General features: G+C 65.4%; 21 protein-coding genes. 7 read left to right on the forward strand and 14 right to left on the reverse strand.

What is annotated here, in order from left to right:
• Nucleotides 1-119: 119 nt before the first annotated feature.
• From BM436_RS29065 to mltG, 8 genes are all read right to left on the reverse strand, one after another.
• A complete protein-coding gene (locus BM436_RS29065; RefSeq protein ID WP_093559370.1) occupies nt 120-1043 on the reverse strand; it encodes a class I SAM-dependent methyltransferase in 924 nt (307 codons plus the stop codon).
• 95 nt (nt 1044-1138) lie between these two features.
• On the reverse strand, nt 1139-1807 hold the full coding sequence (locus BM436_RS29070; protein ID WP_093559372.1) for an ankyrin repeat domain-containing protein: 669 nt from the start codon (nt 1805-1807) through the stop codon (nt 1139-1141).
• A gap of 16 nt (nt 1808-1823) precedes the next feature.
• A complete protein-coding gene (locus tag BM436_RS29075) occupies nt 1824-2603 on the reverse strand; it encodes a TatD family hydrolase (protein WP_093559374.1) in 780 nt (259 codons plus the stop codon).
• Complete coding sequence (locus BM436_RS29080; protein WP_093559376.1) at nt 2603-3118, reverse strand: GNAT family N-acetyltransferase; 516 nt, start codon at nt 3116-3118, stop codon at nt 2603-2605. The genes BM436_RS29075 and BM436_RS29080 overlap by 1 nt, the downstream gene beginning before the upstream one ends.
• A gap of 36 nt (nt 3119-3154) precedes the next feature.
• The gene (locus tag BM436_RS29085) at nt 3155-3535 is read right to left on the reverse strand and encodes a PilZ domain-containing protein (protein WP_093559378.1); all 381 of its coding nucleotides are present in this window, start codon (nt 3533-3535) and stop codon (nt 3155-3157) included.
• Between the two features lie 10 nt (nt 3536-3545).
• Nucleotides 3546-4601 (reverse strand): DNA polymerase III subunit delta', encoded by a 1056-nt coding sequence (locus BM436_RS29090; RefSeq protein ID WP_093559379.1) that lies wholly within the window; start codon nt 4599-4601, stop codon nt 3546-3548.
• On the reverse strand, nt 4598-5218 hold the full coding sequence (tmk, locus tag BM436_RS29095; protein ID WP_093559381.1) for a dTMP kinase: 621 nt from the start codon (nt 5216-5218) through the stop codon (nt 4598-4600). Before tmk ends, BM436_RS29090 begins: the two co-directional genes overlap by 4 nt.
• Nucleotides 5219-5232: 14 nt before the next feature.
• The gene (mltG, locus tag BM436_RS29100) at nt 5233-6219 is read right to left on the reverse strand and encodes an endolytic transglycosylase MltG (RefSeq protein WP_093559383.1); all 987 of its coding nucleotides are present in this window, start codon (nt 6217-6219) and stop codon (nt 5233-5235) included.
• A gap of 133 nt (nt 6220-6352) precedes the next feature.
• On the opposite strand from mltG, the gene ygfZ reads away from it, so the two are divergent.
• From ygfZ to BM436_RS29115, 3 genes are read left to right on the forward strand one after another with little or no spacing between them, the layout of a single operon-like run.
• Nucleotides 6353-7369, forward strand: coding sequence for a CAF17-like 4Fe-4S cluster assembly/insertion protein YgfZ (gene ygfZ / locus BM436_RS29105; RefSeq protein WP_093559385.1), 1017 nt, complete (start codon nt 6353-6355; stop codon nt 7367-7369).
• Nucleotide 7370: 1 nt separating this feature from the next.
• Nucleotides 7371-7658 (forward strand): DUF4936 family protein, encoded by a 288-nt coding sequence (locus tag BM436_RS29110; RefSeq protein WP_093559387.1) that lies wholly within the window; start codon nt 7371-7373, stop codon nt 7656-7658.
• Nucleotides 7649-8392, forward strand: coding sequence for an NRDE family protein (locus BM436_RS29115; protein ID WP_093559389.1), 744 nt, complete (start codon nt 7649-7651; stop codon nt 8390-8392). The genes BM436_RS29110 and BM436_RS29115 overlap by 10 nt, the downstream gene beginning before the upstream one ends.
• A gap of 75 nt (nt 8393-8467) precedes the next feature.
• Here BM436_RS29115 and BM436_RS29120 read toward each other — a convergent pair whose 3' ends face one another.
• The gene (locus BM436_RS29120) at nt 8468-8902 is read right to left on the reverse strand and encodes a GNAT family N-acetyltransferase (RefSeq protein ID WP_093559391.1); all 435 of its coding nucleotides are present in this window, start codon (nt 8900-8902) and stop codon (nt 8468-8470) included.
• 184 nt (nt 8903-9086) lie between these two features.
• Between BM436_RS29120 and BM436_RS29125 the strand changes: the two genes are divergently transcribed.
• The 3 genes from BM436_RS29125 to BM436_RS29135 are packed head-to-tail and all read left to right on the forward strand — an operon-like array spanning nt 9087 to nt 13032.
• Nucleotides 9087-9425, forward strand: a complete 339-nt coding sequence (locus tag BM436_RS29125) for a circadian clock KaiB family protein (RefSeq protein WP_093559393.1) — start codon at nt 9087-9089, stop codon at nt 9423-9425.
• Complete coding sequence (gene kaiC / locus BM436_RS29130) at nt 9422-10948, forward strand: circadian clock protein KaiC (RefSeq protein WP_093559395.1); 1527 nt, start codon at nt 9422-9424, stop codon at nt 10946-10948. Before BM436_RS29125 ends, kaiC begins: the two co-directional genes overlap by 4 nt.
• 14 nt (nt 10949-10962) lie before the next feature.
• On the forward strand, nt 10963-13032 hold the full coding sequence (locus BM436_RS29135) for a putative bifunctional diguanylate cyclase/phosphodiesterase (protein ID WP_177307592.1): 2070 nt from the start codon (nt 10963-10965) through the stop codon (nt 13030-13032).
• A 27-nt stretch (nt 13033-13059) separates the two neighbouring features.
• Here the strand turns inward: BM436_RS29135 and BM436_RS29140 are convergent, their stop codons facing one another.
• From BM436_RS29140 to BM436_RS29160, 5 genes are all read right to left on the reverse strand, one after another.
• The gene (locus BM436_RS29140) at nt 13060-13974 is read right to left on the reverse strand and encodes an SDR family oxidoreductase (protein WP_093559398.1); all 915 of its coding nucleotides are present in this window, start codon (nt 13972-13974) and stop codon (nt 13060-13062) included.
• Nucleotides 13971-14966 carry an NADP-dependent oxidoreductase gene (locus tag BM436_RS29145; protein WP_093559399.1) on the reverse strand — a complete coding sequence of 332 codons (996 nt, stop codon included), beginning with the start codon at nt 14964-14966 and terminating at the stop codon, nt 13971-13973. The genes BM436_RS29140 and BM436_RS29145 overlap by 4 nt, the downstream gene beginning before the upstream one ends.
• A gap of 12 nt (nt 14967-14978) precedes the next feature.
• On the reverse strand, nt 14979-15761 hold the full coding sequence (locus BM436_RS29150; protein ID WP_093559401.1) for an SDR family oxidoreductase: 783 nt from the start codon (nt 15759-15761) through the stop codon (nt 14979-14981).
• 73 nt (nt 15762-15834) lie between these two features.
• Nucleotides 15835-17727 carry an acyl-CoA dehydrogenase gene (locus BM436_RS29155; RefSeq protein ID WP_093559403.1) on the reverse strand — a complete coding sequence of 631 codons (1893 nt, stop codon included), beginning with the start codon at nt 17725-17727 and terminating at the stop codon, nt 15835-15837.
• A gap of 14 nt (nt 17728-17741) precedes the next feature.
• On the reverse strand, nt 17742-18920 hold the full coding sequence (locus BM436_RS29160; RefSeq protein WP_093559405.1) for an acetyl-CoA C-acyltransferase: 1179 nt from the start codon (nt 18918-18920) through the stop codon (nt 17742-17744).
• A gap of 258 nt (nt 18921-19178) precedes the next feature.
• Here BM436_RS29160 and BM436_RS29165 point away from each other — a divergent pair, with 258 nt between their 5' ends.
• Nucleotides 19179-20882: an MFS transporter gene (locus BM436_RS29165; protein ID WP_093559407.1), complete on the forward strand. Its 1704-nt coding sequence runs from the start codon at nt 19179-19181 to the stop codon at nt 20880-20882.
• Nucleotides 20883-20923: the final 41 nt, after the last annotated feature.

Raw genomic sequence — 20923 nt, forward strand, 5'->3', positions numbered from 1 at the left:
CCGCCAACACATCGGTGTCAGGCGCGACATTCGGACACGAACTCGGCCGTAGGCCGCCGCCAACGCGGAGACGGATGGGGCCGTGTCCGAATGTCGCGCCTGACACCGATGTTGTTTTGTCAAGCGTAGGCGGGGAGGCGGTGGGTGGGGTGGAGGGCGGCTTCGTAGACGACGTCGGCGCGCAGCGAGGCTTGCAGCGAGGGGATGCTGCCGCCCGCTCGGTACTGGAAGCTGACTTCGAGGATGTCGCCGGCCTTGACTTGAACGGGGGTGCCCAGCGGTAGCGTCATGTAGTGGTTGAGCCAGTCGATGGTGCTGTTGCGCTCGGCCACGACGGCGAGGATGTTTTTCGTCACGAAGCGCATCGCGTTCACGCAGCCGGACCGCTCGGCCACGAACTTGCCTTCCCATTTGTATTGCAGCTCGTTGGGCTGGGTGAAGTCGATCACGCTGTACACCGCCGGCTGCGCCATCTCGACCGTGCCGGAGTGGATGACCTGGGTTTCCTGGAATTGGACGATGGGCGCGTGGAAGCCTTCGAAGTCGTATTCCTGCTGCAGCGGCTGCGCGGCCATGATGACCGCTTCCGGCAGGAACACGGGCAGCGGGCCGCCGAAACGTTCCAGGTAGCGGCGCTTGAACGATTCGATCACTTCGACCTGCTTTTCCCGCAGCATGGCGACGTGGATCATTTCGCAGATCACGACATCCACCGGCTCCGGCGGCATGTATTCGAAGGCGTCGGCGTGGATCACTTCGACCTTTTCCCCGTTCTGGTTGATGGCCAGGAACTTGCGCGCTTCCTTGACCATGTCCGGATTGAATTCAACGCAGTAGACCTTGCTGGCCTTGGCCGCGGCGAAATAGCTCAGCACGCCCGTGCCGCCGCCCAGTTCCAGCACTTTCATGCCGGGCTTGACCGCATAGTGGATGGCCGCCTTGAAACTGTGCATACGGTTCTGGTCCATCAGCATGTTGTGATGGTAGTGCACCGGGATGAACTGTCCCAGGTAGCAGCTTTCGATTTCGCGTTCGTTCAGCATGGTTTTCCCTTGTTAGCGCAACGTTGCCATTGTGCGGGCGCCCCGGGCCCGCGCAAACGGCAAGCTCAGAGGGGAAAACGGCTCAATTCGGGGATTTAACGGGGTTTCTTGGAAGCGAGGTGGGTCTGGATGATCTTGACGATCCACGGCTTGTCGGCGCGCCGCGCGAATTCGGCCGCGTCGACCTTGTATGCGCCGTCCTTCAGCGTGGCGTCCGCGCCCTGTTCCAGCAGCAGCTTGACGGCGTCCTCCAGGCCTTCGCGAGCGGCCAGCATCAGCGGCGTGAGCCCGCTGGGCGAGCCGGCGTCGATGTAGGCGTGGCGCTCGAGCAGGATGTTCATGATCTCCAGGTCGTTCGCGGCGGCGGCGAAATGCAGCGGCGTCCAGCCTTTGCGGTTGACCTGGGCCCCCTTGGCGATCAGTTCCTGCACCGCCGGCTTGTTGCGCTTGAAGGCGGCCATCATCAGCGCGGTGCTGCCGTTCGCCGATTGCTCTTCGAGCTTTACTTTAGGATGGGCCAGCAAGAGCTTGAAAACACGGGGGGATTCGTGCCGCATGGCGACGATCAGCCCGGTTTCGCCGCGCTCCGGCTCGTGGACATTCGGGTCCAGGCCGCGCGCCAGCACGGCGCGCACGGTGCGGTCGTCGTCGATCTGGGCGGCGCGGAAGAAGTCGACCTGGTCGGCGGTTTCCTCCGCCAGGGCCGGCCCCGCCACCATCGTCAGTGCGAGCGCGGACAGCAGCAGGCGGCGTTTTTGCGTCATGTTTTACTTTATAAGATCAACGTACGACGTTGAATAGATTGAAGAAATTATCGGAGGTCCGCTGCGCGACCTGTTCCACCGGCACGCCCTTGAGCTTGGCGATGTACTCGCCCACGTGGCACACGAAGCCGGGCTCGTTCATCTTGCCGCGATGCGGCATCGGCGCCAGGTAGGGCGAGTCGGTCTCGATCAGCATGCGCTCCAGCGGCACCTCCAGCGCCACGGCTTGCAGCTCCTTGGCGCTCTTGAAGGTGACGATGCCGGAGAAGGAAATGTAAAAGCCCATCTCCATCGCCGCGCGCGCCACTTCCAGCGATTCGGTGAAGCAGTGCATCACGCCGGCGACGCCGCCCGCCTCGGTCCCCGCGCCCTCTTCGCGCATGATGCGGATGGTGTCCTCGCTGGCCGAACGTGTGTGGATAATCAAGGGCTTGCGCGTGATTCTTGAAGCTTTGATGTGGGTGCGGAAGCGTTCGCGCTGCCACCCCAGGTCGCCTTCCAGGCGGTAGTAGTCGAGCCCCGTCTCGCCGATGGCCACGATGCGCGGGTTGTCCGCCAGCTCGACCAGCTGCTCGACGGATGGTTCCGGCGTGTCCTCGTAATCGGGGTGCACGCCGACCGAGGCGTAGATGTGCGGGTATTGCTCGGCCAGCGCCAGCACGCGCGGAAAGTCCGGCAAGTCCACCGACACGCACAGCGCGTGGCTGACCTTGTTCTGTTCCATCTTGGCGAGCAGCTCGGGCATGCGCGCGGCCAGCTCGGGGAAGTCTATATGGCAATGGGAATCGATGAACATCAGGCGACACGCTTCCCGAGAATGATGAGGTCGCGCTCGATACCGTCCAGGTTGGCGACGCGCGGCAGCTTGGCCCAGGTTTCGAAGCCGAACTTGGCGAACAGCCCCAGGCTGGGCTCGTTGTGGCCGAAGATGAAGCCCAGCAGCGTATGCACCTTGATGCTGGGCGCGAACGCGATCGCCTCCTCCAGCGCGTAGCGGCCTATGCCCTTGCCGCGGCTGGCCTCGGCGATGTAGATCGACACCTCGGCCGTGCCCGAGTACGCGGGGCGGCCGTAGAAGTTGGAATAGGAGATCCAGCCCAGGACGGCGGGCTCGGCCGAATTGTCGCCGGCGGCCTCGATCACCCACAGCGGGCGGCGCTCCGGCGTGTGCTCGTGGAACCAGGCCAGGCGCGAGGCGACCGTGACCGGTTCGGTGTCGGCCGTGACCTCGCGCGAGGCGACGGTGCTGTTGTAGATGGCCACGATTGTTGGTAAATCGTTAAGCGTGGCTGGGCGATGGCGGAATGACATGATGTTCAGAATAGCAAAGTTAGGAGGTGTGTGTGCTTAAAGCGTGTGCGTGGCGCGCGAGGAGCGCAGCGCGGCCCCCAGGATTTCCTCGATGCGCAGCCGGGTGCGCTGGCCGGTCTCGTCGTCCGGGAAGTGCACGCCTATGCCCTGCGCCTTGTTGTTGTTGGCGCCCGGCGGCGTGATCCAGGCGACCTTGCCGGCGATCGGGTATTTGTTGGGGTCGTCCATCAGCGCCAGGATCAAATAGATCTCGTCGCCGATCTTGTAGGGTTTTTGCGTGGGGACGAACATGCCGCCGTTTTTCAGGAAGGGCATGTAGGCCGCGTACAGGGCCGCTTTTTCCTTGATCGCCAAGGACAGCACGGTCGGCCGTGCGATCGCGGGGGCGGTGTTGGGATCGGGTGGGCTGCCGGTCATGCATATCCTTTCAGGTACAGCATGCCGTGTAGTCCAGCAGCATGTCCTCGATGAACAGTTTGGGCGACAGCGGATGGTCGGCGATCGCGCGGCGTTCGTTGGCCGCCTTGATGGCGGCCATCAGCTTGCTCACATGCACCTTGCCCGCCAGGCTGGCCAGCTCCTTGCGGTAGCGTGGATAGTAGCGGATGTTTCCCGATAGTTTGTAGGAAAACAAGTCATAAAGCCAGCGCTGCAACCAGGAAACCAACGCCGCCAGCGGCACTTTCTGCATTTTGTCGGCCGCGCGCAGCGCCGCCTCCACGCCGGGATTGGCCAGCATTTGCAGCAGCGTGTCCATGTCCTCGCGGCTGCCCGCCTCGGACTGGGCCAGCGCGGCCAGCGGCGCGCCGCCCTGCTCGCGCAGCCAGCTGTCGGCGTCGGACACGCCCTGGGCCTTGAGCCAGGCCAGCGCCTCGTCGTGCCCCGGCATGGGCAGCGAGAACTTGCGGCAGCGCGACAGGATGGTGGGCAGCAGCCGGTCCAGGCTGTTGGACGACAGCAGGAACACGGTGCCCGGCGGCGGCTCCTCCAGCGTCTTCAGCAGCGCGTTGGAGGCCGGCATGTTGAGCGCCTCGGCCGGATACAAGACCACCACGCGCAGGCCCTGGCGGTGGGTGGAGATGTTCATGAAGTCGGCCAGCGAACGGATCTGCTCGATCTTGATCTCTTTCGACGGCGCCTTGGTCTTGGCGGCCTTCTTGCCTTCGCCCTCGCCGTCGCCCTCCTCGCCGGCCGGCTCGTCCTCCAGCGCCTCGGGACGGACGCGGCGGTAATCCGGGTGGTTCTGCTGGTCGAACCAGTTGCAGGAGACGCAGGCGCCGCAGGCGTGGCCGCCCGCGCCGGCGTTCTCGCACAGCAGCGACTTGGCGAAATGCTCGATGAAATCGGCCTTGCCCGTGCCCGCCGCGCCGTGGAACAGGATGGCGTGCGGCATGCGGGCGCGCAGCTGCTGGAGCTGGTCCCAGGCGGAGGCCTGCCATGGATAGATGGCCTGGTTGACAGGCGCGCTCGCGGGCGCGCTCACGGCACGAAGCCTTCCAGGATGGCGGCCAGCCGCGCCTGGATCGCGGGGATGGTCTGGCTGGAGTCGATCACGCGGAAGCGGCCCGGGAACTCGGCGGCGCGGCGCAGGTATTCGTTGCGGGTGGCGTTGAAGAAGTCGGCCTGCTCGCGCTCGAACTTGTCGAGGTCGCGGGTGGCGTCCAGGCGGGCGCGCGCCACGTCCAGCGGCACGTCGAACAGGAAGGTCAGGTCCGGCGACAGGCCGCCGTGCACCCAGTCGGCCAGCGTCTGCAGCTTGGCGCGGTCCAGGCCGCGTCCGCCGGACTGGTAGGCGAAGCTGGCGTCGGTGAAGCGGTCGCTCAGCACCCAGTCGCCGCGCGCCAGCGCGGGGGCGATCACCTGCGCCACGTGTTCGCGGCGGCTGGCGAACACCAGCAGCGTTTCCGTCTCCAGGTGCATCTTTTCATGCAGGAACAGCTCGCGGATGCGCTCGCCCAGCGGCGTGCCGCCGGGCTCGCGCGTGCTCACCAGGTTGATGCCGCGCGACCGGATGTACTCGGTCACGAAGGCGATGTGGGTGGATTTGCCGGCGCCGTCTATGCCTTCAAATGTGATGAACTTGCCGCTGTGTGACGTCATGAAACTGTGATTGCCTATCTCTGGTATTGATTCACCGCCCGGTTGTGGTCGGTCAGGTTGTCGGAAAACTGGCTGGTGCCGTTGCCGCGCGACACGAAGTATAGCGCCCCCGTCTTGGCCGGCGCCAAGGCCGCCGCCAGCGACTGCACGCCCGGCAGCGCGATCGGCGTGGGCGGCAGGCCGGCGCGGGTGTAGGTATTGTACGGGGTGTCCGTTTCCAGGTCCTTCTTGCGGATCTTGCCGTCGTAGCCGTTGCCCATGCCGTAGATCACGGTGGGGTCGGTCTGCAGCAGCATGCCCAGCCGCAGGCGGTTGACGAACACGCCGGCGATCATGTTGCGCTCGGACTTCTGGCCGGTTTCCTTTTCCACGATGGAGGCCATGGTCAGCGCCTCGTACGGGTTCTTGTACGGCAGGTTGGACTCGCGCTTTTCCCACGCGTCGCGCAGCTTGGAGACCAGCAGCGTGTGCGCCTGGCGGTAGATCTGCAGCTCGCTCGATCCCTTGGCGAACAGATAGGTGTCGGGGAAGAACATGCCCTCGGGCAGCGTGTAGTCCTGGCTGATCTGGGCCATCAGCTCCTTGTCGCTCAGGTGGGCGGTGTCGTGCTTCAAGCCCTTGTGGGCGGCGATGGCCTGGCGCATCTGCTTGAAGGTCCAGCCTTCGATGATGGTCAGCTGCTCCTGCGCGAACTCGCCGCGCACCAGTTGGTCGATCAGCCGCCTCGGCGTGGTGTTGGGCTTGAGCTCGTAGGCGCCGGCCTTCAGCCTGCCGGACTTCTCGGTCACCCGCGCCAGCAGGTTGAACAGCAGCGGCTGGATCGGCACGCCGGCCTCGGCCATCTGCTGTCCCGCCGCGTGCGCCCCGCTGCCGGCGGCGATGGTGAATTCGATGGGCGGCTCCTCGGTGGTGATGGGCTGGTTGGCCCACCACGCGAACCCGGCACCCGCCGCCGTCGCCGCCAAGATCCCCAGGACTATCGTTTTTTTTATGAATGCCATCTTTAAAACTGTCGATTGTTAAACGCAGTCCGGGCCCGGGCACGGCTTTTTGAGCTCGTCCGGCGCGAATTCCGCGACATCACTATAATGAGCCCGTAATGATAATGCTTTCATCGTCAAATTATTGGAATTTATGAGTATCTCGAATCAACTTTCAGCACCGCAGGGCAAGGCACTGACTCCGACCGAACTGGCCGTGGGTTTCGTGGCGCGTGTCACCGACCAGGGCTTGATCGCGCTGACCGGCGAAGAGGCCGCCGGCTTCCTGCACAATCAGTTGACCAATGACGTCGAGCATCTGGGCCAGGACGAGGTCCGCCTGGCCGGCTATTGCACGCCGAAAGGCCGCCTGCAAGCCACCTTCCTGATGTGGCGCGACGAGCAAACCATCTTCCTGCAGTTGCCGCGCGAGATCCAGGCGCCGCTGCAAAAACGCCTGACCATGTTCGTGCTGCGCGCCAAGGCCAAGCTGGCCGACGCCACGGACGCGCCCGCCACACAGGTGGTGCTGGGCCTGGGCGGCGGCATGGCCGAGGCCGTGCTGCAAACCTGGTTCGACGCGCTGCCCGCGCGTCCCTACACCAAGGTCGATCATCCGCTGGGCACGCTGCTGCGCGTGGGCGACGCCTTCGGCGCGCCGCGCTACCTGTGGCTGACCACCGAAACCACGGCGAACATCGCCGCGCCGGTGCTGGCCGACAAGCTGACCGTGGGCGGCGACCAAGCCTGGCGCTTGAGCGAAATCCACGCGGCCGTGCCGCAGGTGACGGCCGCCACCCAGGAGCAGTTCGTGCCGCAAATGATCAACCTGGAGCTGCTGGGCGGCGTGAACTTCAAGAAAGGCTGCTACCCCGGCCAGGAAATCGTGGCCCGCAGCCAGTACCTGGGCAAGCTGAAGCGCCGTACCGCGCTGGTGCGCGTCGCCGACGCGCAAGCCGCGGCCGGCGCCGAGGTGTTCGCCGAGTCCGATCCCTCGCAGCCTTGCGGCATGGTGGTCAACACCGCCGCCAACGGCCTGGGCGGCGTGGACGCGCTGGTCGAAATGAAGCTCGACGCGCTGGAGCGGGCGGCGGTCCGCCTGGGTTCGGCCGAAGGCCCGGCCCTGGAATTCCTGCCCATGCCCTACGTGCTGGACAAGCTCGACGTCTAGCATGGACCTGTATATCTACTACCAGGTGCGGGAGGCCGACACGGCCGCCCTGCACGGAGCGGTCACGGCCATGCAGGCCGGACTGGCCGCCAACCACAGTGTGGCGCCGCAGTTGAAGCGCCGTCCGCAAGCGCAAGACGGCTTGCAGACCTGGATGGAAGTGTATCCGGCGGTGCCGGACGGATTCGACGCCGCGCTCGCGGCCGCCGTCCTGCGATCCGGGCTGTCGCCGCTCACGGCCGGCCCGCGCCACACCGAAGCTTTTACGGATTTGATCTCATGTGCCTGATCGTTTTCGCGTGGCGGGTGGTCCCGGCCGTGCCGCTGATCGCCGCCGCCAACCGCGATGAATTCTACGCGCGGGAAGCCGCGCCCGCCGCGCCGTGGGCCGAGCATCCCCACGTCTACGCCGGCCGCGACCTCAAGGCCGGCGGCAGCTGGATGGGCATCGCCCAGGGCGACGGGGAGCACGCGTCGCCCCGCTTCGCCGCCATCACCAATATCCGCGCGCCCCAGGACCACAAGGACGACGCGCCCTCGCGCGGCCACCTGGTGGCGGACTTCCTGGCCGGCGCCATGTCGCCGCGGGAGTACGTGGAGCAAATTCGGGAAGGCGCCGGCGCCTACAACGGTTTCAACCTGGTGGTGGGCGACCGCGACCAGCTGGTGTGGTTCTCCAACAAGGGGCAGGACGAGCCGCGCAACGGCCAGCCCCTGGCGCCGGGGATTTACGGACTGTCCAACGCGCTGCTGGATTCGCCGTGGCCCAAGGTGCTGAAGACGAAGGCCCAGTTCGCCAGCCTGCTGTGCCTGGGCGCGCCGGACGACGCCTATTTCGAGATGCTGGCCGACACCACCCGCGCGCCGGACATGCGGCTGCCGGAGACGGGCGTGCCGCTGGAGGTGGAACGGATGCTGTCGGCGGTGCGGATCGAGTCGCCGGCCTACGGCACGCGCTCGTCGACGGTGGTGAAGCTGTACGCCGACGCGCCCGCCGTGCTGCACGAGATCCAGGTCGCCTAAAACCGGGGACAGACCGACCGCGCCACGCACCTGCACAAATGGCATGCGGCGCTGAACGCGGGTCTGTCCCCAGTGTCATGGCACCGGAGTGAAGGAATAACTCATCTCGATGTGCGGGATGCCGGCCTCGAAGAACTCCGCGCCCTTCTGGGCGAAGCCGTGGCGCCGGTAGAACGGCGCCGCGTGCGTTTGGGCGCTGAGCACGACCGCCTGGTCGCCCCGCGCCCGGGCCTGCGCCATCAGCCCCCGCAACAAATCACTGCCGACGCCGGTCCCGCGCGCCGCCTTGCGCACCGCCATGCGGCCGATATGGCCATCCGGCAGCAGGCGTCCGGTGCCGACCGCCTCGCCGGCCGCGTCGTAGGCGACCGCGTGCAGGCAGACCGCGTCCTTGTCATCCATCTCGAGCTCGGCGGGCACGCTCTGCTCCCGCACGAACACCTCCAGCCGGATGGCTTGGGCGTCGGCCCGCATCGCGGTCCAGTCTCCGTAGCGTATCGTCGTGCCCATAGGTATCCGTCCCCCAAAAGCACGATTGTCGCATAGGCAACCTCTGGCGCGCCACTTCCGGGAGCGCTACATGGCAGTGTATCGGCTCCCACGATTTAAACTCGGAACTACATGTCATGGTGGCTGGTCTCAACATGTGGGCAGGCAAGATTGTCGTTGGCAGGTCGGCGCAGGGGGAAACCGCATGGGCGAACATGGCAAATTCAAGTACCGCTTTCTCCTGTATGTCACGGGCCGGACGCCGCGTTCGTTGCGCGCCTGTGCCAATCTGCGGCACATATGTGAACAATACCTCGGGGGCGAGGGAATTGCGTATGAACTCAGCCTGATCGATATTCTGGAACATCCCGAGCTGGCTGAAACGGCGCACATCCTGGCGACGCCCGCTATGATCCGCACCGCCCCGCCACCCGTGTGCCGGATCATCGGCGACTTGTCCGACGCCGCAAAAGTACTGGCCGCGCTGGGGATCCTCGATTCCGACCTGCCTTCCGGTCCTTCGCACAAGGAGAACATGCCATGAAAGCAATAGGATCCACAGCGCGTGTCGAGCAGATCCCCACCCATATCGCCGGCTTCGACGCACTCGCCGTCGGCGGGCTCCCCTTGCACCGTACGGCGCTGGTCATGGGAACGGCCGGTAGCGGCAAGACCGTGTTCGCGGCGCAGTTCCTGGTGGAGGGCGTGCGGCAATCGAATGAGCCCGGCGTCTTCGTCACGCTGGAGGAGTCGCCGCAAGACATACGCCACAATATGCTTTCCCTCGGTTGGGATATCGTCGCAATGGAAGCGGACGCGCAATGGGCGTTTGTGGATGGGTCGGCATCGTTGGGGGATGAAGACGTACTGATCGGGGAATATGATTTGGGGGGCTTGCTGTCGCGGATACAGGGGGCCGTCGCCAGGATCGGCGCCAAGCGCGTCGTGGTCGACGCGATTGGCGCCCTCGCGATCCGCATGGGCAACGTCGGCAGGATCCGAACGGAACTGTTCCGCATCAGCCGCGCCCTCAACAACATGCTGGTCACGTCCATCATGACGAGCGAACAATCGAGCGACTACGGCGAGGTTGGACGCTCTGAGGCCGAAGAGTTCGTGGTCGACAGCGTCATCGTGCTGCGCAATGCGCTCGAGGTCGAGTTGCGCAGGCGTACGCTTGAAATCCTCAAGATGCGCGGCGAGCCGCACCGGCGTGGCGAGTTTCCCTTTGTGATCACCAATGGCAAGGGCGTGGAAGTGGTGCCCTTGTCAGCCATCGCATTGGAACACAAGTCATCCCTCGTCCGCGTCACGTTTGGCAACGCGGGTTTGGACAGTATGTGCGGTGGCGGCCCGTTTCGCGACTCCACCATCCTGGTATCGGGACCGACCGGTGCCGGGAAGACCTTGATGGCAACCGAGTTTACCGTCGGCGGCACCAGTATGGGCGAGCACAGCCTGTTCCTCGGCTTCGAGGAAAGCCGCGACCAGATACTGAGGAATGCCGCCGGCTGGGGACACGACTTCGCCCGCATGGAAGACGATGGCTTGTTGCGCGTGATCTGCGAATATCCGGAATCGATGAACCTTGAGGAGCGGCTGGTGTATATCAAGTCGGTGATCGAGGAATTTCGTCCGCGCCGCGTCGCCCTCGACAGTCTCGGCGCGCTGGGCCGGCTCGCATCCAACAAGAGCTTGCGCGACTTCGTGCTCGGGCTCACGGCGTTCGTCAAACAACATCAGATAACGACCCTGTTTACAACAACCGTGTCGCAGGTGATGGGTGCGGAAACGGTGACCGAACGGCAGTTCACGGAATTCACGGACTCCATTCTCCTGCTGCGGTACGTGGAAGTGGGGGCCGTGATGCTCCATGGACTGATGGTGTTGAAGATGCGCGGCTCCCGCCATGATACGTCGATACGCAATTTCACCATCGACGACCAAGGCATGCATATCGGGGCGCCGTTCCGGCAACCAGGCGACTTGCTGGCAGGCGGCGGCAAGCCCCATGGGTCCGCCAAGCGCACCGGTGGGCGGCACACCAGGAACAAGGTCGGAAGATGAGCGGGGTGAGCGGGGTGAGCGACGAGGCGGCTGAACAGCGTGACTTGGGCGCGCAACTGATGGCGAGCGAGGCGCGCTTGCGCAACATCGTCGAGCGCAGTCCGGACGCGTTCGTCATAGTCGATGGCCAAGGCACGGTTCAGTTTGTCAACGCCGCGGCCGTCCGGATGTTCGGCGTATCCGAGTCGGACCTGATTGGGCAGCCCTTCGGATTTCCTGTCATCGGTGGCGAGATCACGGAGATCGATATCGTCCATGCGCACGGCGAAGCGCTGATCGCTGAAATGCGGGTGCTGGACACGGAATGGGACGGCAAGACGGCGCATGTCGCGGTGCTACGCGATATCACAGAGCGCAACCGCGCCGAACTGGCGCTCAGGGCGAGCGAGCTGCGGCTGAATTTCGCCATGGCCGTGGCCGGGCTGGGCTACTGGGACGTCGATCTGCACACGGGCGGCGTCGTGCACAACGACATGCTGTTTTCCATCCTCGGCTATTTGCCGGGAGAAATCGCCCCGTGTAGCTGCCTGGAATTGATCCACCCCGACGACGTGCGGCGCGTCGAACTGGCGCAAAAAGCCCATTGGAGCGGCCAAACGTCCGCGTTCAGCATTGAAATGCGCATGCGCACGAAGACCGGGACATGGCGCTGGGTGCACGCCCGGGGCGAGGTGCTGGAACGGGACCGGCATGGCAAGCCCCTGCGCTTCGTGGGCATCGCCGAGGACATCAGCGCGCGCAAGGAGACCGAGGAGCGGATTCGCCATGCCTCGCAGCACGACCCGCTAACCCGGCTGCCCAACCGGGAATTGCTGTACGATTTTTCCGGGCGCGTGCTGGCCAGCGCAATGCGTGGAAGCAGGCAATGCGCCTTCCTGTTTGTCGACCTGGACCGCTTCAAGCCCATCAATGACACCTACGGACATGATGTCGGCGATGCCGTCCTCAAGGAGGTGGCCACGCGCCTTCGGGGGTGCGTGCGCTCGGAAGACATTGTTGGCCGCCTGGGCGGCGATGAGTTTCTGGTGGTACTGGCGCACGTCGGCAGCGAGGCCGACGCCGCCGGGGTTGCGCGCCATATCTTGCGCAGCCTGACCCTGCCCTATCCGCTCGATGGCCTGGTGCTGGCCCTGTCGCCCAGCATCGGCATCAGCATGTTTCCGCTCGACGGCAACACTGTCGAGGACTTGATCAGGAATGCCGATACGGCGATGTATCACGCGAAGGACGGCGGGCGTAGCAGATTCCAGTTTTTCAAGGCGGCGTTCAATGAACGGATGGCGCAGTCGCTGACGATAGAGAGCCGCTTGCGTAGTGGCCTCGAGCATCGTGATTTTGCCCTCTTCTACCAACCCATACTCGATACCGCGACGATGGCCGTGGTCGGCGCCGAGGCGCTGCTGCGCTGGCCGGACACCCCCTGGGGACCCGATTTATTCATTCCAGTGGCCGAAGCCGCCGGCTTCATGTCGTCGCTGGGCGAGTGGGTGGTGCAGGAAGCCTGTCGCCAGCAGCGCGACTGGCGCGGCAAAGGTGTGACCGAGTTCCCCCTGTCCGTCAACGTTTCGCCGTCCCAGTTCAGGAATCCCGGCTTTGTCCGGCATGTCGCCAATGCGATCCGGCAGGCCGGCATCCACCCCGGAAACCTCTGCATAGAGTTGACTGAAAGTACGCTGATACGCGACGTCGACGAAGCCGTCGCCATCATTCGCGCGCTCAAGGACATGGGCATCAAAATCGCGCTCGACGACTTTGGGACCGGTTACTCCAGTCTCAGCTATTTGAGCAGGCTGCCGATCGACGTCCTTAAACTGGACCAGTCTTTTGTCAGGAGCATCACACACAACCAGTCCAGCATGGTGATCGCGGAGAGCGTCATCGTGCTAGGCAATTCGCTCGCCCTGGAAGTGATCGCCGAAGGGATAGAGTCGCGGGAGGACCTGGATTTCTTACGCTCCCATCAATGCCGGCACGGGCAGGGATTTTATTTTTGCCGGCCCGTAACCGCCCCGGAGTTCGAAACCTGGTGCCAGACCAGGTCGCCGGATCCGGGCCCTACCCGATCCGGCCCGCGTGGCGCCTGACCGGGCTGGCGAAGCACCGCGCCCCGGTCAGGCCGCGCCACCGCCCAGCAGCTTGTCCTTCAGCGCCTTGCGGATGTGCGGCGCGCCCGCGTGCGGGTCGGTCGGGTTGCGCGGCGTGGTCATGTCCTCCATGCGCACTTTCAAGGTCGCCAGCGCCTCGGGATGCGAATAGATGTAGAACTGGCCGTCGGCGATGGCCTGGAACGTCATGTCCGCAACCTGCGAGGCGGTGACCTTGCCGGAGGTGACGGCCTTGTCCGTCATGGCCTGCGAGGCCAGCTGGCTGGCGGTCGGCCTGGCGTCCATCTTGACGTCGGACGGACGGTTGCGGTGCGACTGGTTGATGCCGGTCGGCACGAAGTACGGGCACAGCACGGAGGCGCCGATCGGCGCGTCCACCAGTTGCAGGTCGTGGTACAGCGATTCCGACAGCGACACCACGGCGTGCTTGGAGACGTTGTAGACGCCCATCGTGGGCGGGTTCAGCACGCCGGCCATCGAAGCCGTGTTGACGATGTGGCCCTCGAAGTCCGGGTCGGTCTTGGCGCATTCCAGCATCAGCTGGGTGAAGATGCGCACGCCGTGGATCACGCCCCAGACGTTCACGCCCAGCACCCACTCCCAGTCGGCCTCGGTGTTTTCCCACACCAGGCCGCCCGAACCGACGCCGGCGTTGTTGAACACCAGGTGCACCGCGCCGAACTTGCTCATGGTGGCGTCCGCCAGCGCCTGCACCTGCTCGGACTTGCGCACGTCGCACAAGTGGCCGATGACGCTGGCGCCCATGGCGGTCAACTCGTCCAGCGTGGTTTCCAGGGTGTCGCGCTGCACGTCGGCGATCACCAGTTTCATGCCCAGGCCGGCCGCTTTCAGCGCGAATTCACGGCCCAGACCGCTTGCGCCGCCCGTGATGACGGCGACTTTGTCCTTGAAGTTTTTCATATCAGTCTCACCAGTTGTTTGCCGAAGTTTTTGCCCTTGAGCAGGCCCATGAACGCTTCCGGTGCCGCCGCCAAGCCGTCGGCGATGGTTTCCCGGTATTTGATCTTGCCGCCGGCCACCAGCCCGGCCAGTTCCCCCAGGCCCTGCGGCCACAGCTCCGGGTGCTCGGTGACGATGAAGCCGCGCAGCGTGATGCGGTTCAGCAGCAGCAGGCGCGCGTTCTTGATCGGCAACTCCTCGCCGCCGTAGCCGGCTATCAAGCCGCACAGCGCCACGCGGGCGAAGGCGTTGGTACGGGCCAGCGCCGCGTCGAACACGGCGCCGCCCACGTTCTCGAAGATGGCGTCGACGCCGACCGGCGTGGCCGCCGCCAGGTCCTCGTCCAGCTTGCCGGCCTTGTAGTCGACACAGGCGTCGAAGCCGAGCTCGTCGACCACGTAGTCGCACTTCTCCCTGCCGCCGGCGATGCCGACGGCGCGGCAGCCGCGCAGCTTGGCCAGTTGTCCCAGCACGCCGCCGACCGCGCCGCTGGCGGCCGACACCACCACCGTCTCACCGGCCTTGGCCTGCAGGATCTGGTTCAGGCCGTACCAGGCAGTCATGCCCGGCATGCCCACCGGACCCAGGTAGGCCGACGGCGGGATGCGGGTGGTGTCCAGCTTGCGCAGCAGGGCGCCGTCGGACACGCCCATTTCGGACCAGCCGAACATGCCGGCCACGAAGTCGCCCACCGCGTATTTCGGGTTCCGCGAGGCGACCACCTCGCCCACCGTGCCGCCTATCATGGTCTCGTCCAGCGCCTGCGGCGCGGCGTAGCTCTTGGCCGCGCTCATGCGGCCGCGCATATAGGGGTCCAGCGACAGGTAGTGGTTGCGCACCAGCAGCTGGCCGTCCGCCAGTTCCGGCACTTCCACCGTTTCCAGGCGGAAGTTCTCCGGGGTGACGGGACCGCGCGGCCGGTTGGCCAGCACGATGCGTTGGTATGTTGCCATGCCCCCTCCTTCTCAGATGGCGGACACGCCGCCATCCACCGCCAGCGTCTGGCCTGTGATGTGCTTGCCCGCGTCGGACGCCAGCAGCACGATCGGGCCCTTCAGGTCCTCGTCGTCGCCCAGGCGGCGCAGCGGCGCCTCGGACGCCATCTTGTCCTCGCCCAGCGCGGCGATCAGGCCGGCGCTCATCTTGGACGGGAAGAAGCCCGGCGCCAGCGCGTTCACGTTGATGCCGTACACGCCCCACTCGGCCGCCAGCGTGCGGGTGAAGTTGATCACGGCCGCCTTGGAGGTATTGTAGGCAATCGTCTGCATTCCGGGCGGATTGCCCGCCAGGCCGGCGATGGACGCGATGTTGATGATGCGGCCGCTCTTGCGCGGTATCATCGAGCGCTTGCCCACGGCCTGCGACACCAGGAAGATGCTGCGGATGTTCAGGTTCATCACCTTGTCCCACGCCTCGACCGGATAGTCCTCGGCCGGCGCGCCCCAGGTGGCGCCGGCGTTGTTGATCAGGATGTCGATCTGGCCGCCCAGTTTTTCCAGCGCCGCGTCGACCAGCGGGGCGACCGCCGCCTCCTTCGACAGGTCCGCCGCGATGGCGTAGGCCGTCACGCCGCGTTCGGCCAGGTGGGCGACCGCCTCGTCCAGGTCGCTCTGCTTGCGCGAGGTCAGCACCACCTTGGCGCCCTGCTCGCCCAGCGCCAGCGCCATTTGCAGGCCCAGGCCGCGCGAGCCGCCGGTGATCAGTGCGGTCTTGCCGGTCAGGTTGAACAATTCTTGGGTCGTGCGCATGCGTATCTCCTTGATTGGGTTTTTATGCTTGGATTTCGATGTGCTTGATCATGGCGCTTCCTTGCCCTATGCGTTAAAACCACGCATCTTGCATGTCCAGCGTCGTCGTGTCTATGCTTTCCAGCAGCGCGAGCTGCTGCTCCACCTTGGGCAATTCCCAGCGGAAGAAGTAGCGGCAGGCTTGCAGCTTGCCATGGTAGAAGTCGGCTTGTTCGCCGGCCGCGCCGGTTTCCCCGCACGCCCGCAGGGCGCGCGCGGCGACGATGGCCTGCTCCAGCCAGATCCAGGCCACCACCACGTGGCCCACAGCCTCTAGGTAGGCGCTGGCGTTGGCCAGCGTCTTGTTCATGTCGCCCGCGCCGTACAGCGCCTGCGTCACGTGCTGCACCCGGCGCAGCGCGGCGGCCAGCGCGTCGCCGTACTCGCGCAGTTGCGGGGAGACGGCCGCGCCGGCGTCGGCCAGGCTGGCCGCCTCCACCGTCTCGCGCACCTCCGCCGCGAAGGCCTTGAACAGCGCGCCCTCCTGCATGGACACCTTGCGGCCCAGCAGGTCCAGCCCGTGGATGCCGTGCGTGCCCTCGTGGATGGCGTTCAGGCGGTTGTCGCGGTAGAACTGTTCGACGTTGTATTCGCGGGTGTAGCCGTAGCCGCCGTGCACCTGGATCGCCAGGCTGTTCGCCTCCAGGCACCATTGCGAAGGCCAGGACTTGGTGATGGGCGTGAGGAACTCCAGCAGCCGGGTGGCGCGCTCGCGCGCTTCCGGGGTTTCGGCGGTGCGCTGCTCGTCCACCAGGCTGGCGCTGTACAGCACCAGCCCGAGACCGCCCTCCACGTACGCCTTCTGCGCCAGCAGCATGCGCCGCACATCGGTGTGCTCGATGATGGACAGCTGCGGCCGCGCGGGATCCTTGTTGGCCGGGTGGCGGCCCTGCGGACGGTTGCGGGCGTAGTCCAGCGCGTGCAGGTAGCCGGTGTAGCCCAGCACCACCGCGCCCAGGCCGACGCCGATGCGCGCCTCGTTCATCATGTGGAACATATTGGACAAGCCCTGGTGCGGCTGGCCCACCAGGTAGCCCACCGCCCCCGCCTTGCCCTGCGGCTTGAACTTGCCCTCGCCGAAGTTCAGCAGGCAGTTGGTGGTGCCGCGGTTGCCCATCTTGTGGTTCAGGCCGGCCAGCACCACGTCGTTGCGCTCGCCCAGCGTGCCGTCCTCGTTGACCAGGAACTTGGGCACGATGAACAGGGAAATGCCCTTGACGCCGGGGATGGTCTTGCCGTCCGGGCCCGGGATCTTGGCCAGCACCAGGTGCACGATGTTGCCGGCCAGGTCGTGTTCGCCGGCCGAGATCCACATCTTGTTGCCGCTCAGGCGGTATTGGCGCTCGCCTTCCAGGCCCGCGACCGGGTCCGGCTCGGCGCGGGTGCTGATGTCGGACAGGCTTGAGCCGGCCTGCGGCTCGGACAGGCACATGGTGCCGAAGTAGCGGCCCTCGAACATTGGCGCCACGTAGCGGCGCACCTGTTCCGGCGTGCCGGTCTTGAGCAGCGTGTTGGCGTTGCCGATGGTGAGGAACAGGTAGGAGGTGGTGCCCACGTTGGCCGCCGTGAAATAGCACGACAGGGCTTTCTCCACGGTGCACGGCAGCTGCATGCCGCCCAGTTCGAAGTCCTGGCCGGCGGCCATCAGGCCGGCCGCGCAGAACGCGTCCAGCGCGACCTTCACCTCGGGGATGACCTTCACCTCCAGGCAGCGCTCGCCCGGCACGGCGTGCGGCTCTTCCTGGTCGCTCTTCTTGTTGTGGGGGGCGAACAGGTCGGTGGCGATCTGCTCGGCGGTGTCGATGGCCGCGTTGAATGTCTCGCGGCTGTGGTCCTGGAAGCGCGGGCGCCGGTTCAGCGCCTCCACGTCCAGCCACTCATACAACAGGAAGTCGATGTCGCGGCGCGACATAATCTTGGACTGCATGCGCGTCTCCCGCCTTACACCACTTCAAACAGGCCGGCCGCTCCCTGGCCGCCGCCGATGCACATGGTCACCACCACGTATTTCACGCCGCGGCGCTTGCCCTCGATCAGCGCGTGGCCGGTCAGGCGGGCGCCCGACACGCCGTAGGGATGGCCGACGGCGATCGCGCCGCCGTTCACGTTCAGGCGGTCCATCGGGATGCCGAGCTTGTCCGCGCAGTACAGCACCTGCACGGCGAAGGCCTCGTTCAGCTCCCACAGGCCGATGTCCTCCACTTTCAGGCCGGCCTGCTTGAGCAGCTTGGGAATGGCGAACACCGGGCCGATGCCCATCTCGTCCGGCTCGCAGCCGGCGATGGCGAAACCGCGGAAGATGCCCAGCGGCTGCAGGCCCTTGGCCTCGGCCACCTTGGCGTTCATCACGATGGCGACCGAGGCGCCGTCCGAGAACTGGCTGGCGTTGCCGGCGCTGATCACGCCGCCGGGCACGGCGGTGCGGATCTTGGAGACGGCTTCCAGCGTGGTGTCGGCGCGGATGCCCTCGTCGGCGGAAATCGTCACTTCGCGGCTGACCAGCATGCCGGAGGCCTTGTCGGCCACGCCCATGGTGGTGGTCATCGGCACGATCTCGGCGTTGAACAGGCCGGCGGCCTGGGCCGCGGCGGCGCGCTGCTGGCTCTGCACGCCGTATTCGTCCTGGCGCTCCTTGCCGATGGCGTAGCGCTTGGCCACGGTCTCGGCCGTTTGCAGCATCGGCCAGTAGACCTCAGGCTTGTTCTTGGCCAGCCACACTTCCATCATCATGTGCATATTCATTTCCTGCTGCACGCAGGAGATCGATTCCACGCCGCCGGCGGCGAAGATGTCGCCCTGGCCGGCGATGACGCTCTGCGCGGCGGTGGCGATGGCCTGCAGGCCGGAGGAGCAGAAACGGTTGATCGTCATGCCGCCCACGCTGACCGGGCAGCCGGCGCGCAGCGCGATCTGGCGCGCGATGTTGCCGCCGGTGGCGCCCTCGGGGGTGGCGCAGCCGATCAGCACGTCCTCCACCTCGCCGGCCTCGATATTGGCCCGGGCGATGGCCGCCTGCAGGGCGTGGCCGCCCAGCGTGGCGCCGTGCGTCATGTTGAAGGCGCCTTTCCACGATTTGGCCAAAGCGGTGCGGGCGGTCGATACGATCACGGCATCAGTCATTGCAGTCTCCTGTAGCAGTTGTTGTGTGAGTTTGTCATCCAATCCGGCCAGAATAACATATTTCCGCACGGTCGTTCGTAAATTTTTCCAAGCACTTTTTTGAGCGTTTGCGTTTGCGAATTGATAAGTATGCCTTGTAAGCGTTACGTAAGTTTGGAGCAAGCATGACGTAAGGTTGGGGGCACACACTCCGATCCAAGCTGATGAAACAAAGTTAGCCAAATGGTCCGCAATTGAACAACTACATGGAGACAGATCATGACAACAGCATCCGGCACCACCGCTGACCTGCGCCGACAGAGCGCGAAAGGCGAGCCCATGACCTCCGAGGAAAGAAAGGTCATCTTCGCCTCCTCGCTGGGCACGGTTTTCGAGTGGTACGATTTTTACCTGTACGGCTCGCTCGCATCCATCATCGCCAAGCAATTCTTTATCGGCGACCCCACCACCACCTTCATTTTCGCGCTGCTGGCCTTCGCCGCCGGCTTCATTGTGCGCCCGTTCGGCGCGCTGGTGTTCGGCCGCCTGGGCGACATGATCGGCCGTAAATACACCTTCCTGGTCACCATCCTGATCATGGGCCTGTCCACCTTCATCGTCGGCCTGCTGCCGGGCTACGCGGCGATCGGCATCGCGGCCCCCATCATCCTCGTCACGCTGCGCATCCTGCAAGGCCTGGCGCTGGGCGGCGAGTACGGCGGCGCGGCCACCTACGTCGCGGAACACGCGCCGAACGGCAAGCGCGGCCTGTTCACGGCCTACATCCAGACCACCGCGACGCTGGGCTTCTTCCTGTCGCTGATGGTGATCCTGGGCACCCGCCTGGCGGTCGAGGAAGAGGCGTTCAACGCCTGGGGCTGGCGCATTCCCTTCCTGATCTCGGTGGTGTTGCTGGGCATCTCGGTCTGGATCCGTCTGGCCATGAACGAATCCCCGGCGTTCGCCAAGATGAAGGCGGAAGGCAAAACCTCGAAAGCGCCGCTGAGCGAAGCCTTCGGCCAATGGAAAAACCTGAAGATCGTGCTGCTGGCGCTGATCGGCCTGACCATGGGCCAGGCCGTGGTGTGGTACACCGGCCAATTCTACGCGCTGTTCTTCATGCTGCAGACGCTGAAGATCGAACTGGCGACCGCCAACATCCTGATCGCCGTCGCGCTGCTGCTGGCCACGCCGTTCTTCATCTTCTTCGGCAGCCTGTCGGACCGCATCGGCCGTAAATGGATCATCCTGGGCGGCTGCGTGATCGCCGCGGCGACCTACTTCCCGCTGTTCGGCGCGCTGACCCACTTCGGCAACCCGGCGCTGGAAACCGCCCTGAAGAACTCGCCCGTCGTGGTGGTCGCCGATCCGGCCTCCTGCCACTTCCAGTTCAACATGACCGGCACCAAGAAGTTCCCGTCGTCGTGCGACATCGCCACCGCCACCCTGTCGGCCGCCTCGGTCGCCTACACCCGCCAGGACGCGCCGGCCGGCGCCGTCGCCAAGATCATGGTCGGCGACAAGGAAGTCAGCGCCTTCAACGCGTCGATGACCGCCGACGGCCTGAACTTCGACGGCGCCAGCAAGGAGAAGGAAGCCGCGTTCAAGAAGGAAGCCGGCGCCGCCATCAAGGCAGCGGGCTATCCAGCCAAGGCCGATCCCGCCCAGATCAACAAGCCAATGATGGTGCTGGTGCTGTTCATCCTGGCGCTGTACGTGACCATGGTGTACGGTCCGATCGCCGCCATGCTGGTCGAGATGTTCCCGACCCGCATCCGCTACACCTCCATGTCGCTGCCATACCACATCGGCAACGGCTGGTTCGGCGGCCTGCTGCCAACCACCGCCTTCGCGCTGGTCGCCTTCAAGGGCGACATCTACTACGGCCTGTGGTATCCGATCGTGATCGCCCTGATCACGGCCGTGATCGGCGCGCTGTTCGTGAAAGAAACCGTCCACAACGACATCTACGCCGCGGACTAAGTCGTTCCCTGTAGGCGGCGCGCCGCTCCCTTGCGTGCGCC

Origin of the sequence: Pseudoduganella namucuonensis, from assembly GCF_900116645.1 — a bacterium.
GTDB lineage: Bacteria > Pseudomonadota > Gammaproteobacteria > Burkholderiales > Burkholderiaceae_D > Rugamonas > Rugamonas namucuonensis.

Bases quoted from the DNA above. Each gene is read 5' to 3' on its own strand.
- BM436_RS29145 (WP_093559399.1), bottom strand. From the start codon at position 14,966: ATGGCAACATACCAACGCATCGTGCTGGCCAACCGGCCGCGCGGTCCC.
- BM436_RS29155 (WP_093559403.1), bottom strand. From the start codon at position 17,727: ATGCAGTCCAAGATTATGTCGCGCCGCGACATCGACTTCCTGTTGTAT.
- mltG (WP_093559383.1), bottom strand. From the start codon at position 6,219: ATGGCATTCATAAAAAAAACGATAGTCCTGGGGATCTTGGCGGCGACG.
- BM436_RS29110 (WP_093559387.1), top strand. From the start codon at position 7,371: ATGGACCTGTATATCTACTACCAGGTGCGGGAGGCCGACACGGCCGCC.
- BM436_RS29160 (WP_093559405.1), bottom strand. From the start codon at position 18,920: ATGACTGATGCCGTGATCGTATCGACCGCCCGCACCGCTTTGGCCAAA.
- BM436_RS29150 (WP_093559401.1), bottom strand. From the start codon at position 15,761: ATGCGCACGACCCAAGAATTGTTCAACCTGACCGGCAAGACCGCACTG.
- BM436_RS29070 (WP_093559372.1), bottom strand. From the start codon at position 1,807: ATGACGCAAAAACGCCGCCTGCTGCTGTCCGCGCTCGCACTGACGATG.
- ygfZ (WP_093559385.1), top strand. From the start codon at position 6,353: ATGAGTATCTCGAATCAACTTTCAGCACCGCAGGGCAAGGCACTGACT.
- tmk (WP_093559381.1), bottom strand. From the start codon at position 5,218: ATGACGTCACACAGCGGCAAGTTCATCACATTTGAAGGCATAGACGGC.
- BM436_RS29140 (WP_093559398.1), bottom strand. From the start codon at position 13,974: ATGAAAAACTTCAAGGACAAAGTCGCCGTCATCACGGGCGGCGCAAGC.
- BM436_RS29115 (WP_093559389.1), top strand. From the start codon at position 7,649: ATGTGCCTGATCGTTTTCGCGTGGCGGGTGGTCCCGGCCGTGCCGCTG.
- BM436_RS29075 (WP_093559374.1), bottom strand. From the start codon at position 2,603: ATGTTCATCGATTCCCATTGCCATATAGACTTCCCCGAGCTGGCCGCG.
- kaiC (WP_093559395.1), top strand. From the start codon at position 9,422: ATGAAAGCAATAGGATCCACAGCGCGTGTCGAGCAGATCCCCACCCAT.
- BM436_RS29085 (WP_093559378.1), bottom strand. From the start codon at position 3,535: ATGACCGGCAGCCCACCCGATCCCAACACCGCCCCCGCGATCGCACGG.
- BM436_RS29080 (WP_093559376.1), bottom strand. From the start codon at position 3,118: ATGTCATTCCGCCATCGCCCAGCCACGCTTAACGATTTACCAACAATC.
- BM436_RS29120 (WP_093559391.1), bottom strand. From the start codon at position 8,902: ATGGGCACGACGATACGCTACGGAGACTGGACCGCGATGCGGGCCGAC.
- BM436_RS29125 (WP_093559393.1), top strand. From the start codon at position 9,087: ATGGGCGAACATGGCAAATTCAAGTACCGCTTTCTCCTGTATGTCACG.
- BM436_RS29065 (WP_093559370.1), bottom strand. From the start codon at position 1,043: ATGCTGAACGAACGCGAAATCGAAAGCTGCTACCTGGGACAGTTCATC.
- BM436_RS29165 (WP_093559407.1), top strand. From the start codon at position 19,179: ATGACAACAGCATCCGGCACCACCGCTGACCTGCGCCGACAGAGCGCG.